Below are 14,355 nucleotides of genomic sequence, written 5' to 3'. Positions count from 1 at the left end.
TTATTTCCAACCCAACTGCCACTGTTTAGAATTTTTAAGAGCGCGCCAGTCAATTGGGCACTGGCGTTTAGTTAACACCGCCTCTATGACACAACTTAGCAACTCTGATGTCTGCTCGTCGTAGTCAACCTCAACCACTACGAAATGTTTTTCTTTATTCTGGGGGGTGACGGCTGTCCACTTGCTGTTAAGCAACTTTTGGGGATTGAATCGATTCATCTTGACCTCGTATCTATTTGTCATAGATACGAGGATATTAACTCTCTAGCTTAGTTTTTCTTCTTTAGGATATTAATTTTAGTCGCTTTATTAGACTCATCAAAATGCACCGCAAGACGGGCTTCTAAAAAGCCTGCTAAATCTTCAGGTTTAAATTGCTGCCATTTACCATTCACTTTTTGACGAATTTGAGTTGTATCATCAAAAGTAAGACTTTTCTGTTCTAAAGTCCCCTTTTTCTTATTACCATCTTGTAGCGTGATAGCGTTGCCCTCAACAACTTTTAAGCGACCTTTAAACACTTCAGCCATCGATGAAAGTGGTAGCAACATTAACGTTATCAATATAATTCTTAACATAATAAACTCCTTTTAGTTTTTAGAGATAGAAACCACAGCACTCATACCAGAGTATGCTTGCTCGGCATAGTTATAAGTTTGTTGGTCGGTATCATCAGGCAGATTGACTTCAATTAAAGTTCCGCTGTGATTATTAGTTACTTCAACATCTTGCTTGGCAAAATATATGCGCTCATAACCCTGTGTATCATAATTATAAGTGCCCGTTTGTAAAGATTGGTTAATTTGCAGCTGGATCCGATTTTCCCCCACTTTTAAAGGAGCATCAAAGTTACTGCGGCTATCAGGGTCTACTGCTTGACTATGGTGAGTAGGGTCGCTTATCGCTAACAACCAACTGTCCCCTTGATCTGTCAACTGTACCAACGCTGGTTTATCTACCGTCAGTGTGACACCATCAGCAAAATTTATTGTTCCAGCTTGATAGAACACTCCTTGATATAACTGTTGGTCTTGCCAATACACGCCATACATACCATCAGCAATTTGCACATCTTGGTTAATTGCTTGAGCCATAATTTGTGGCATTTCAGCAGCCGTCACATTGGGGAAAATCATATATTGATAGCCCTTGGCAAGGGTATTTAAACCATGATCCAGAACAAATGCCACTGCTTTGGTGGCGTTACCGGCTCCCTTAGAAAGGTTTAAACTGTCACCACCAACAATTGTCAGTTGGCTAACATCACGGTTAGGCCATACAACATAACCTTTTTTCCCCTGATGTAACCAAATAGGATCGCTAAAACTAATTTGCTGATTAATACTTGTTAATGAGCCACTAATCACTGCGGCTTGAGTCGATAGACTAATGTCTGTAGACCACTTTGTTTGATCAACACTAGTAACAATCGGATACTGACCTGTGGATTGATATTTGGTTTTGGTTTTATTCAAATCCCTTTGTACATTGTCTCCTACCGCTAAAACGCCACTATCACTAAAGAAAGCCATTTTATCCGCTTTTGCAGAAGCGTAATCCGCTTTAGTGGAATAACTCATCGCCGCAATGCCGTTTCGTAAATCTGAAACAGTCCCAGCAAAAACCTCGGTGCTTAATCCTATATTCTCACCAACATAAAATGATTGCATAGGTAAAATATCACTGCGCCACTCTTCGGTAATGCCTGGTTGAATATGCCAATCAAAATTGAACCTTGCAGCGGAGTATTCATCTCCTTCAACTTTAACTTGCAAAACACCACTGCCGTTATGAAAGCCCGGATCACCGCCAAAGCTTTCAGCGCCGCGATTACGCAAAGATTGCTGAGAGAAAGAAGCATACCAGGGTTGCTCTGAGCCGCCACCGCGCCTATGGGCCATGAAGCTACTAAACCAGTAAGCAAAGTTACCGCTATTTTGATAACTGCCGTCCTTTAGGCTTTGTTGGAAATCTATCAATGGCTGTTCACTTGCCAACTCGGTACTCTCTTCTTTCACCGCGAGGATATGATCAATGCTCGGAATGATTTTATCTTGGGCAAAAATATCCACATTAGTACTAAAGTGGCTGCGACCAGTGGTTTGATAATCATGACCACCTGCATAAATTAACGGTGCCACAGCCTTAAGCATGAACTCACTACTGAACTCTAAAGTGTCACTGTTCATCGCCCATGGCGTCCCTTTTAACAACTCAGCCACTTCTATTGGGGTTGTTGCCATCCACTCATAGCCATAGGCAAACATCGCCAGATCTTGACGAGTGCCGGTATGATGCGAAATCGTGCCATCGGGGAAAATCCCACCATTCGCAAAAGTTTTGCCCTTAACGGTGTTGGTATTTAACCAAGTCTGTAAGTCTTTAAATGCTCCAGAGGGCTGCCATTGATTAAAGATAGTGGTCGCTTCGGCAGCCATTGGCTCATAATCACTGTACCACCACTGCTTATCGGTAAGCGGTCGGTTATAATCGTGCCAAATCCCGGTCATAGTAGCCCAAGCTCGAATCCGATGATGGCGGTTAGCGTCAGACCAAGCTCCAGAAGATTGACTTAAAGCGTCCTCTAAATAATAACGCCTTTTTAAATCTATTCCTGGCTGATAAATAATGTCATATCGATCGGCATAGGGAAGAGCAAAATTAATTTGAGAAAAAACATATAAATGTTGCTGGAATGCTTGAGCGTGCGCCTTTAATGCTGAATTGCCTGTTGCCAACTCCATAGCATAGGGCTGAGCATAAATAACAGCTAATGAAATCGGATCGCTGAAACGCCATTGATGGGTGCGATCGCTATGATCCAACCCTCCAAAACCGTCACCGATATCATCCCATCTATCAACAGGAATCAATTTTGCGTAAGCATTAAACGCAAGAATTATCCCTTCAAGAATACGTTTACCGCTGGCCGCATCGGCTTTTTGTGACTCAGATAGTTCCCGAAACGCATAAGCCAAACCACCAATCCTTTTCGCAGCTTCTTGTAAATCATCAGAGTTTAGCTTGTCTTCTCGGCCAAGAAATTGCTGTGCAGAAGTGATTTGATAAACCCCGAGATCGTCAAATACACCATTATTGGTTTCGATCTGGGTTAACACTTGCTCAAGCTCAGGGCTTCCCCAAGTGGTCTCGCGACGTCCCCACATTCTGCTTTCGCCCTCAGCAAAAAGGGTCAACTTTTGCATATACTGTTGTTGTTGAGTTTGAGCGACAACAGCAATGTCAATTTCAAAACGGCTGATTAACTGGGAAGCTTGGTATAATTCGATTGTTAAGCCCGCGACATCATCATTCAAGGTTAAACTTTCACCAGCCTTAACCCTTAACACCCCCTCTAGCCTTTGATTATCATAACTATTCACTAATTCAAACTTATTGGGATTTTGTCCATCCACAATTTTAAATAAATAATCCGTATGGGAAAAGTTCTCACAATCAGGGGAGCTACGATAGTAACTATTAGCAAAAGTGCTGCATCGGTTTAAAGCCAATTGTAACTTTCCGGTCACTTGTGAATCAGCTGGAGTAATATCAAAGTAATCAGCAAACACATGCTGTAAACCAAAGTTTTCGGTTGCTTCTGGCTCGGTATCAGTACCTGTATCAGTACCACCATCTACACCGCCGCCAGTGCCGGTGTCTGTGCCGCCGTCCGTGCCGGTGTCTGTGCCGCCGTCCGTGCCGGTGTCAGTACCGCCGTCCATGCCGCTGTCCGTGCCGCCGTCAGTACCGCCGTCAGTGCCGGTGTCAGCACCGCCGTCAGTGCCGGTGTCAGCACCGCCGTCCGTGCCGGTGTCAGTACCGCCGTCCGTGCCGGTGTCAGTACCGCCGTCCATGCCGGTGTCAGTACCACCGTCCGTGCCAGAAGCGGGCACTTCCTCAACGATGGCTTGCTCTTTAACTAAAACGTTAATTTGTTGTGGCTCAGAATCCACTTGGCCATCATTGACAATAAGTTGCAGTACATATTCACCACTTACGTCAAAGTGAACACTAATACTATCAAGACTATCTTGAAGCACTAACTCTGATGAGCTTGGCTTTGCTAACAGTGTCCAACGATAAGTTAAGCTATCACCGTCAGTATCCGTGCTCGTTGCCGCTGACAAATCTAAGCTTTGTCCCAATTCAATTAAATCGAGGCTATCAACTTGATAACTAATTACCGCAACTGGAGCAACATTATTTGTACCAGTAATAGGTGGGTTTGTGGTATCAATTTTGCTGCTATTAGTATCGACTTCAGAACAGGCAATCAAATTAACTGAAATTAAGCCGATTAAGCTCAAGTCACGCATTTTAACAAACATGAATCACCTTAAATTATTATTATTTTTGGTAATTCATCTTATAGAAGGTGAACTTCACTTGACCAAAGGCTTTACAAATCTTTAATAAACTTATCCAAATTTGGAAAATGTGCCCGCAGTGACACCATCACTTTAAGGTTGCAATAGGATTAGTGGTTGTTAGTGCCAACCTTTCAACAATTAAACCACGACACGCACACTTGAAAATCAACATTCAAGCCTAATAAATTAGGCAGAGTTTCCCTTCCATACTTACTCTATATGTTAAATAGACAGCATCAATGCCCGCAATAATCTTGCCCAAGCTGGCATTGATAAGCGCTAACTTTAGCAACCTGCAAGACCTCTCCAACCTTGATACTCTGGCAAACATCGCCCAAGATTTGGACTTACCTGCCGAAGTCGCCCTAACCTTTATCAATTGTGATGATGCCAAATCAGAGTTTAATGCTGAAGAAGCCAAGTGGAAAAACCTCGGGGTCAACTCGCTACCCACCCTAGCGTTCAATATGAAACAAGACCTACCCGGCGCCCAAAGCGTGGATGTGTATAAACAACTACTGAAGCAGTATTTAGGGTTATAAAACACGAAGCCGAGCTAGGACACGCTCGGCTCAATTAGTTTTAACCTGTAACCAGTAAACCAACTTTTGAACTTACTTTAATAATTGCCGTTGTTCCTGCATTAAACTCAATACTGTCAGACTCAATACCATCAGAGAAAATAACCCCATTTTCTGCCATTCTTGAAGTTAAAATAAGTTCTTTGCCTTTATTCACTTTTCCAAAAATTTTTTTGCATGAAGTCACTGAAGATGGAAAGGGCTCTCTTACTGAGTAATACAGATATGGGCTATTCCATTTGAATCCATTGCTTAATTTTGAGCGCACTTGCCTTCCAGCAATACCGCTCGCACCCGCCAAGATACTTTTAAACCAGCCAGTCGAACCTAATCCGGTAGAGACTATAATCCCTGAGGAACTTTGCTCCTCACTGCTATTATCAATCGCTATTTTATATCTAGCCGAAGTATGACTTTTGGGCCCGATAAAAATATCATTAACTGATAATAATGATTGACCAAGATTAGTATTCACCTCTGCTAAAGTTATGTCACTCAACTTAACTGTGCTCATCAGCAATTCCATCAAAATTGAATTAGCATCAGAAGCCAAAAATGGAAGCAAAACGCCATCAAATAAGTCAGGCAAAGGATTAACTGCGACAATTGCCTGGCCATTTAGATACTTCATGGTATTGGCAACTAAACCATCCTGACCAACCACAACCACTAAGTCATCATGACTAAACTTGTAAGTTGGTAAAAAACTGCGCTCTAATAATTGCACCCTTGCGAGCTTGCTAAAATCATTGCTCAATTTTTTTAATACCGCTTCAAATCGATCATGCTCGTCTTGGTAGGACTCGATTGATTCACCTAAATGTTCTAAATAAAATTTAGCCTGCCCTAAAGTACAATATTTCTCTTTAAGTTCTACCAGCCGAGTTTTCCTATAGATAAGTACTATTTTTCGATCTGTAATCATGACCAGGCCCTATTTCATTAAGGATTGCAATAAATCAGGTGATAGATTCAAGTTTCCAATTTTGTTTTCCCCTTGAGTTAAATTCTCAATAGCCTGAGCAATCAGTAATTCTGGTTTTGCCCCCCCCATCGACATCACTTTTAAGCGATCTGAATCGATAGTATTAAATGCGGCTAACTGTGTTTCAATTTCATAAGCCTTAGTGTCAGCTTTAGCCTTATTATTAATATTCTCTAGATCCACTAACTTGGCTCTTAAACGCTCATTTTCTGTGCTGGCTTCCAGTTTTTCTTGGTCCATTTCATATTGCTGTTGCATCTTTTCACGCTTAGCTTGCAGAACCTGCTTTTCAAGATCTTGTTGTTTTTTAGCAATGGCTTTTTCTGTTTCTAACTCCTCTTCTCGAACTTGTTTTTCTTGTTCGATACTTGATAAACGTCTGGCATAAATTGCATTATCAGCATCTTTAAGTAATGATTCCCTCACTTCTGCTTCAAGCGCTTTTGCGGTTTCAGGAGTAGGCGTAATTGCTGTTAGGGAAATTTCTGTAATTTCAATTCCTAACTGCTTCAAAGAAGACTGATTAGGTAACTCATTTTTGAGTGTTTGAGTTAAAATTTTGGCACTATTCAATGCTGCCCCTAAAGCCATTTCCTCTATGGAATTTCGAACAACCACTTGAACGTTACGCATGATTCGATCTTCCAGTTTTTCTGGCTCTTCCGACAGGTAATGACCAGCGTCATCCAATGTAAAATTGATCATTTGCGAGGCAAGTTCTGGATTTTCAATTCGAAATGTAATCTGCCCTTGAACCGTTACATCTTGGTAATCGTTGGTTTTCATTCTAAATACGAAAGGCTTTTCCTTGGAACTTAACGGTATCGCAACTAAAGATGAACTTGGAGCGAAGTAGTAAAAACTGGTTCCTCTTCCTTGCAATTTAACTTCGCCATTTTTAAACAACATTACATAAGTGGATGGGTCTGCTTTGTAGAATTTAATACCTAACATTTATTTCTCCTTTAATAAAATGTCTCAGTGACACTTTTAAAATATGTCACAAAGACACTTTTGTAAAGTATTTTTTTGATCTTTTTTTGCGGTTAGGTAAAATAATTGTCCTAAAGACATAAATAGAAGATCCCATGCCAGAATATATTCAGCCCTTAGTAACCGTAGACAGCGTACTGTTTACGGTAGTAGAAGATAATTTGAAGGTGTTACTGGTACAGCGATCGATTGAGCCATTTATTGATAGCTGGTCTTTGCCCGGGGGCTTTGTTGATCCAGCCATCGATAGCACCACTGAAGATACGGCCTCTAGAAAACTTGCGGCCAAGGCGGGTATTCACCCTAATTACTTAGAGCAGCTACAAACATTTTCAGGCGCCAATAGAGATCCAAGGGGCTTTGCTATCACTGTTGCTTATTTTGCACTGATTGCCCATCAGCAAACCTCAACCCATGTGGAAACCGTTCATGATGCCGAATGGATTGATTATGACGATATTGAACATTTAGATATGGCCTTTGATCATAAACTGATTATAAAAACCGCTTATGAAAGACTGCAACAGAAAGCCCTCTATTCCATGTTACCTGTTTTCTGCTTGCCTGAACTTTTCACTATATCGCAATTAAAACAAGTGATTGAAGCAATTATCGGTAAAGAAGTTCAGCGCAAGTCATTGATACGAAGAATTGAAAAAAGTGAAATGTTTACGGAGACTGACAGCAAAGTAGCCACGGGAAAGCGCCAAGCACAATTGTACACGCTAAAACCTGATGCTAACATTTTCCACTTTGAAAGAAATATGAGCCTATAGACTGTTACTTACCACCAGCAACATCTATAAAGCTACCAGTAGTAAAAGAGGCTTTACCGCTAAGTAACCAAGCGATGGCCTCTGCCACCTCTAAAGCTTCACCACCGCGCTTAAGCGGGATGGAGTCCGCGAGCCTTGCGACTCTATCCGGCTCACCACCATCACTGTGCATATCGGTATCAATAAAACCAGGACGCACGCCGTTAACTCTAATGCCCTGCTCAGCCAACTCCAACGCTAAACCACGGGTTAAAGTATCAATTGCCCCTTTAGAAGCAGCATAATCCACATATTCAAAGGGCGAACCACTTTTCGCTGCGGCAGATGACACATTTACAATTGCGCCACCATTTAAGCTCAAAGTTTCAGCTTGATTAAGATAAGCTCGGCAACAAAGAAATGCGCTATTAATATTGGTGGAAACGACTCGATTAAAGCGTTCAAAAGACATGTCTTTTAGCGGCATTTGCTCCGCCAACACCCCTGCGTTATTAACTAAATGGGTCACCAGCCCAAACTCAGCTTGCACCGCTGTAAATAACCCAGCAACCTGCTGCTCATCAGCCACATCCGCCTGAAATGCCTTGGCAACGCCACCCGCTGCAACTATCGCAGCAACCACACCCTCAGCCGAAGCCCTATCACGCACAAAGTTGACCGCCACAGTATACCCCTCTGCCGCCAACAACATAGCCGTCGCCGCACCAATCCCACGACCACCACCTGTCACCAAAACTACCTTGTTCATCGAGATTCCTTCTCTGCCTGCCTAGTAAGAGCCAACTTACTTTGATGAAACCTTTAGAGCTTTGACAACATCATTAACCATTGCAACTGCTTCTTTAGTTGGTTTTACAGTTTCATTGTTCGAGTCTTTTTTAGAGAGTGTTTCTGCTGCATTCTTAGAAATAGCATCTATCGTAACACTCATTAGCTTGTTCCTAAGCTCACTGTTAAGGTCTGTCATTTCAGATATTTCTTTCATGAAGCCTACATATGACTGTGCTACAGCCCTTTTATGAGCATACTCTTGATTTAATCTGAAGTTTTCTGCTCTCCTTTTCAAAGAGAAAAGTAAAAGCAAAAATGCTGGGACTGATAAAGGTAATCTTTGAAATATAGTTCCCAATAACGCTGATGGAGATTCAAAACTAATTAAACTACGACCAGTAAGTTCAACCAAAATATCTTTTTTGCTATTACTTTCTAACTGACTGCTGACATTATCAATGGCATGAACAGGAACTTCTGTCACAGTCAGAAAGCCAGAAATTGACAGTAAAGTAATGCCTATAAAAACCACAAAATTATAAAACACAACTTGCCTTGAAGTTTTATTTTGCAATCTTTCATAGGCCTGACTTAATCCTGCTGCTGTGCCTCTAGGAAGAACATCATTAATTTTAGATTCTACTTCTGCAAAGTACTGCTCATGTTCATTCTTTTTTAACTCTAGTTCATTTTTAGCGCTAATTAATTCAGCTTTTAAGCCTAATATACCTTCCTCATCTACTACCTCGCTATCTTCCTCCACACTACCCATAATAGTGTTGTAAAGTACTTCTAACTCACCAACTTTTTCATCAATACTCTTCAGAGTTTTATCAATTGTTGAGCTAACCTCTTTAATACTGTCAACGTACTGCTCGACATCACTTTCAATAGAGTCACTACTATTATATTTAATCAACAACTTAGCTGAGTAATCTTCTAATTCTTCAACCAATGATTCTGACTTCAGCTTCAAGTCATCGATTTGCTCTTCAAGCGCAGGCTCTTCGTCGGTTCCCTCAAATGCCTTGTCATAATAAACTTCAAGAGCATTATATTTAGCTTCAGCGTTAGACTTGAAGACTTCCAATTCTGACTCTAAATTACTAACGGCTTCCGAGTATTTCGTAACTTTTGGAATCAACTTGTCAACAGCTTCCCTATAATGCCTAAAGCTTGCCGCTGCAGCCGTTGCTTGAGTTCCTTTATACATTACAGATGGTTTAAAGTAGTTTAATAAAATATCTAAATGATTATTTGCAGTAACTAAATAGCGCTCATCACCCTGACTTATATAAGCATTTAGGTTATTTATGCATGGGTTGCACTGTTTTTCAGCATTCCCCCATACATCTTTATTCATCAACTCAGGATCGCAGCTATCAATTATTGCATCAAGGTAAGCAACCACTTTTTTACAGCGAAGAACATAACTAACTTCACTAACATTCATTGAATCTTCTTCAAGATTAGAAACAATAGTTTTTAATTCATTCCAGTATCCATCGAAGCTATTAGACTTAGCATCTAACCAAGCGCTCATAATTAAAATCCTTTTAAAAAATGTACTAACTACATAAACTTAACATTTAAATATAAAAAAGCCGAGTTAGAAAACTAACTCGGCTTATAACTTAACGCATTTTTACAAGGCTTGCGAAGTGAGAACAAGGCGCTTTCAAAATCGAGCCCGGGGAGTTTAGCTTGCCTAAATGACTCGGGTCGATTTTTAAAGCAACGCAGTTATCACGATGCAAACGCAGTAAAACTAAAAGCATTCTAAAAAGCCTAGGCAGGCATAACAAGGCAACAAAAAAGCCGAGCCCGGGGAGCTTAGTTTACTAAGTGACTCGAGTCGGCTTTTGCAGTTAACGCAGTTAGGTCAAACTAGGCGCATTAGAATTTGGTTCGGGCGTTTCTGAACATCCTCATCCAAGGACTATCTTCACCCCAATCCTCCGGATGCCACGAGTTCGCCACTGTCCTAAACACACGCTCTGGATGCGGCATCATAATAGTCGCACGACCATCTAATGAACTAATGGCAGTAATACCATTTGGCGAACCATTTGGGTTAGCCGGGTATTGTGACTGGACTTCACCTTGGGCATTCACATAACGCAGACCAATGGTGCCTGAGGCTTCTGCGGTTTGCAGCGCAGCATCATTAGCAAATTCGGCGCGGCCTTCACCATGGGATACGGCAATCGCCATTTTCGAACCAGCCATGCCTTCGAAGAACGCCGAGTTAGACTTTTGTACTTCCACCAAGCTAAAGCGTGCTTCAAAACGCTCAGAATGGTTACGTACAAAGTGCGGCCAGTGCTCAGTACCTGGGATCAGACTTTTCAGATTCGACATCATCTGACAACCGTTACACACACCTAATGACAGGGTGTTGTCACGCTCAAAGAACTGGGCAAATTGCTCTTTAGCACGCTCGTTAAATAGGATTGATTTCGCCCAACCCTCACCTGCGCCTAATACGTCACCGTAAGAGAAGCCACCACAAGCCACAAGCGCTTGCATTTCTTCTAGGGTTAGACGACCTGCTAAGATGTCAGACATATGCACATCGATGGCGTCGAAGCCGGCACGACTGAATGCTGCGGCCATTTCTACATGGGAGTTCACACCCTGCTCACGTAAAATAGCAATCTTAGGAGCTGCACCTTTAGCAATGTATGGTGCTGCCACATCTTCATGGACGTCAAAGCTTAACTCTGCTACTAGACCTTTATCGTCTGACAGCTTGTTGGCAAGCTCTTGCTTGGCACATTCTGGGTTATCACGCAGTGACTGAATTTGGTGGGTGGTCTCAGCCCAAATACCACGCAGACGGGTGCGAGATTCGGTTGATACTGCACGCTCACCATCAACGATGGCGATAGTGTCTGAATCATTAACGCTACCAATATCGGTCAAGCAATGGCCAATGCCGGCACTGTTAAACGCCGCTTTAACAGCTTCAACATCGCTGCTTTTAACCTGGATCACGCCACCTAACTCTTCGTTAAATAGACGCTCGATATCGCTCCCTTGTAAACCCGCTAAATCAATGTTTAAGCCAGCTTTAGCACAGAATGCCATTTCCACTAGCGTGGTGTATAAACCACCGTCAGAGCGGTCGTGGTAAGCCAATAGGGTTTTGCTTGCCACTAGCTGCTGCATGGCATTGAAGAAGCCTGATAGTAGTTCGGGACGGTCAAGATCAGCCGGCGTTTGACCTAGTTCGTTATAAACCTGAGCCAGTGCCGATGCGCCCATACGGTTTTGGTTTTCACCAAGGTCGATAGCAAAAAGACGGGTCTCGCCCTTGTCCAGCTTTAACTCTGGGGTGACGGTGTCGCGCACATCTTCTACGCGGGCAAACGCCGTGATCACCAGTGATAGTGGTGAGGTCACGGTTTTATCTTCACCGTCATTCCATGCCGTCTTCATCGACATCGAATCTTTACCCACTGGAATAGTGATATCCAGTGCAGGACACAGCTCTTCACCCACGGCTTTCACCGCTTCGTAAAGACCAGCATCTTCACCTGGGTGACCCGATGCGGCCATCCAGTTCGCCGATAGTTTAACGCGTTTTAACTCACCAATATGGGTACCAGCGATGTTAGTTAACGATTCGGCCACCGCCATACGGGCAGAAGCACCATGGTTAAGCAGTGCCGATGGCGTACGCTCACCCATCGACATGGCTTCACCGTGGTAAGTATCAAAACTTGCTGCGGTTACCGCACAATCCGCCACAGGAATTTGCCAAGGGCCAACCATTTGGTCGCGCGCCACTAGGCCGGTTACCGAACGGTCGCCAATGGTCACTAGGAAGGTTTTTTCAGCGACCGCTGGCAGACGTAAAATGCGCTCAATGGCATCTTTTAGGTCAACCTTGCTGGTATCAAAATTGGAACCTGCAGCCGTTAACGTGGTTGCCTCTTTGTGCATTTTAGGGGCTTTACCCAGTAACACATCCATCGGCATATCGATTGGCTTATTATCAAAATGCTTATCGGTTAGGGTTAGATGACGCTCTTCAATAGCTTCACCCACTACCGCAAATGGTGCACGCTCACGCTCACAAATCGCCGCAAAGGTCTCTAGGTTTTCCGGTGATACCGCCATAACATAACGTTCTTGGGATTCGTTACACCACACCTCTAATGGGCTCATTGACAGCTCATCGTTTGGCACTTGGCGTAGCTCAAAGTTACCACCACGGCCACCGTCATCCACTAACTCTGGGAAGGCGTTAGATAAACCGCCTGCGCCGACATCGTGAATAAAGGCAATAGGGTTATTTTCACCAAGCTGCCAACAACGGTCGATCACTTCCTGACAACGACGCTCGATTTCAGGGTTTTCACGCTGCACAGAGGCAAAATCTAAGTTTTCAGAAGACTCACCAGAGGCAACTGATGACGCGGCACCGCCACCAAGGCCAATATTCATAGCAGGGCCACCAAGTACGATGAGCTTAGCGCCAACCACAATTTCGCCCTTTTGTACGTGCTCAGCGCGGATATTACCTAAGCCGCCAGCCAACATAATTGGTTTGTGGTAACCACGGACTTCAGTGCCATTAAAGCTGTTCACTTCTTGCTCGTAAGTACGGAAGTAACCTAACAGTGCCGGACGACCAAATTCATTGTTAAATGCTGCACCGCCCAGAGGGCCTTCAAGCATAATTTCTAACGGGGTAACAATGCGGTCAGGCTTACCATAGGCTTTTTCCCATGGTTGCTCGAACCCTGGAATATTTAAGTTAGACACGGTGAAGCCGGTTAGGCCTGCCTTTGGCTTAGAACCACGACCAGTAGCACCTTCATCACGAATTTCACCACCACTGCCGGTGGCCGCGCCTGGGTATGGACTAATCGCGGTTGGGTGGTTATGGGTTTCTACTTTAATCAGTACGTGAATGTCTTCGTTGTGGTAACGGTATTGACCGTCATGGCTGTCCGCGAAGAAACGACCGGCTTTTGAACCTTCAAATACTGCTGCATTATCTTTATACGCTGATAATACGTGATCTGGGGTATGTTCGAAGGTGTTCTTAATCATTTTAAATAATGATTTAGGCTGCTTCTCACCATCGATGGTCCAGTCAGCGTTAAAAATCTTATGACGACAATGCTCAGAGTTCGCTTGAGCAAACATCATTAATTCAATGTCGTTGGGGTTACGACCTAAGCGCGTGAAGTTCTCTACTAAGTAATCAATCTCATCATTAGCAAGGGCTAAACCTAATTCAGTGTTTGCCACTTCTAATGCGCTGCGGCCCTGACCAAGGATATCGACACTGGTCAGTGCTTTAGGCTCACTCGAAGCAAATAACGCCTCAGCTTGGCTCATATCTTCAAGCACCACTTCCATCATGCGATCATGAATAAGTGCAGTTAACGCTTGTACTTGTGCAGCGGTTAGTTCGCCTTCTACGTAGTAAGCAATACCACGCTCTAAACGATTAACTTTGTTTAAGCCACAATTATGGGCAATATCGCTGGCCTTAGAAGACCATGGCGAAATGGTGCCAAATCTAGGGGTTACCAGCAGTAATTTGCCACTAGGTTGCTGCTGATTAAGGGCAGGACCATAGGTTAATAGTTTTTCTAATTTTGCTAGTTCATCATCGTTCAAACTGTCGCTCAAATGGGCGAAGTGAACATATTCAGCATAAATTGAAGTTGCAGGGATCGCTGCCGATTGGCATTGAGATTGTAGCTTTGCTAGGCGGAATTCAGACAAAGCAGGGGCGCCGCGAAGGATTTCAAACACGTTGAGTAGCCTTTTATATTAATAGTGTCACGGGTTGTAGAATTCGCGCATATTATAGTTTTAATTGAAATGAACTTCACCTACACCTTAATCAGTAG

Annotated in this window: 10 protein-coding genes; 2 read left to right on the top strand and 8 right to left on the bottom strand. The window is 43.1% G+C overall.

Annotated features, from left to right (window positions below):
* From GFB48_RS01440 to GFB48_RS01430, 3 genes are read right to left on the bottom strand one after another with little or no spacing between them, the layout of a single operon-like run.
* Nucleotides 1–219 carry a TIGR02450 family Trp-rich protein gene (locus tag GFB48_RS01440; protein ID WP_163930423.1) on the bottom strand — a complete coding sequence of 73 codons (219 nt, stop codon included), beginning with the start codon at nucleotides 217–219 and terminating at the stop codon, nucleotides 1–3.
* Between the two features lie 50 nt (nucleotides 220–269).
* Nucleotides 270–578, bottom strand: coding sequence for a hypothetical protein (locus GFB48_RS01435; protein ID WP_163930422.1), 309 nt, complete (start codon nucleotides 576–578; stop codon nucleotides 270–272).
* 12 nt (nucleotides 579–590) lie between these two features.
* A complete protein-coding gene (locus GFB48_RS01430) occupies nucleotides 591–4,331 on the bottom strand; it encodes a polysaccharide lyase family 8 super-sandwich domain-containing protein (RefSeq protein WP_163930421.1) in 3,741 nt (1,246 codons plus the stop codon).
* Between the two features lie 281 nt (nucleotides 4,332–4,612).
* Between GFB48_RS01430 and GFB48_RS01425 the strand changes: the two genes are divergently transcribed.
* The gene (locus GFB48_RS01425; protein WP_163930420.1) at nucleotides 4,613–4,915 is read left to right on the top strand and encodes a DsbA family protein; all 303 of its coding nucleotides are present in this window, start codon (nucleotides 4,613–4,615) and stop codon (nucleotides 4,913–4,915) included.
* Between the two features lie 40 nt (nucleotides 4,916–4,955).
* Here GFB48_RS01425 and GFB48_RS01420 read toward each other — a convergent pair whose 3' ends face one another.
* Both GFB48_RS01420 and GFB48_RS01415 read right to left on the bottom strand, forming a co-directional pair.
* Nucleotides 4,956–5,879: a sugar kinase gene (locus tag GFB48_RS01420; RefSeq protein ID WP_163930419.1), complete on the bottom strand. Its 924-nt coding sequence runs from the start codon at nucleotides 5,877–5,879 to the stop codon at nucleotides 4,956–4,958.
* 9 nt (nucleotides 5,880–5,888) lie between these two features.
* Nucleotides 5,889–6,893 carry an SPFH domain-containing protein gene (locus GFB48_RS01415; RefSeq protein ID WP_163930418.1) on the bottom strand — a complete coding sequence of 335 codons (1,005 nt, stop codon included), beginning with the start codon at nucleotides 6,891–6,893 and terminating at the stop codon, nucleotides 5,889–5,891.
* Nucleotides 6,894–7,027: 134 nt separating this feature from the next.
* Between GFB48_RS01415 and GFB48_RS01410 the strand changes: the two genes are divergently transcribed.
* Entirely contained in the window at nucleotides 7,028–7,708 is a 681-nt protein-coding gene (locus GFB48_RS01410; RefSeq protein ID WP_163930417.1) for an NUDIX domain-containing protein, read from the top strand.
* Nucleotides 7,709–7,712: 4 nt separating this feature from the next.
* Here the strand turns inward: GFB48_RS01410 and GFB48_RS01405 are convergent, their stop codons facing one another.
* From GFB48_RS01405 to purL, 3 genes are all read right to left on the bottom strand, one after another.
* On the bottom strand, nucleotides 7,713–8,456 hold the full coding sequence (locus GFB48_RS01405) for an SDR family oxidoreductase (protein WP_163930416.1): 744 nt from the start codon (nucleotides 8,454–8,456) through the stop codon (nucleotides 7,713–7,715).
* A 36-nt stretch (nucleotides 8,457–8,492) separates the two neighbouring features.
* Complete coding sequence (locus GFB48_RS01400; RefSeq protein WP_163930415.1) at nucleotides 8,493–10,022, bottom strand: hypothetical protein; 1,530 nt, start codon at nucleotides 10,020–10,022, stop codon at nucleotides 8,493–8,495.
* A 353-nt stretch (nucleotides 10,023–10,375) separates the two neighbouring features.
* Nucleotides 10,376–14,257 carry a phosphoribosylformylglycinamidine synthase gene (purL, locus tag GFB48_RS01395; protein WP_163930414.1) on the bottom strand — a complete coding sequence of 1,294 codons (3,882 nt, stop codon included), beginning with the start codon at nucleotides 14,255–14,257 and terminating at the stop codon, nucleotides 10,376–10,378.
* Nucleotides 14,258–14,355 lie beyond the last annotated feature (98 nt).

Source organism: Paraferrimonas sp. SM1919 (genome assembly GCF_010993985.1).
GTDB lineage: Bacteria > Pseudomonadota > Gammaproteobacteria > Enterobacterales > Shewanellaceae > SM1919.
Note: the sequence above shows the minus strand (reverse complement) of the source record. Positions and strands in the feature narration are given on the sequence as shown.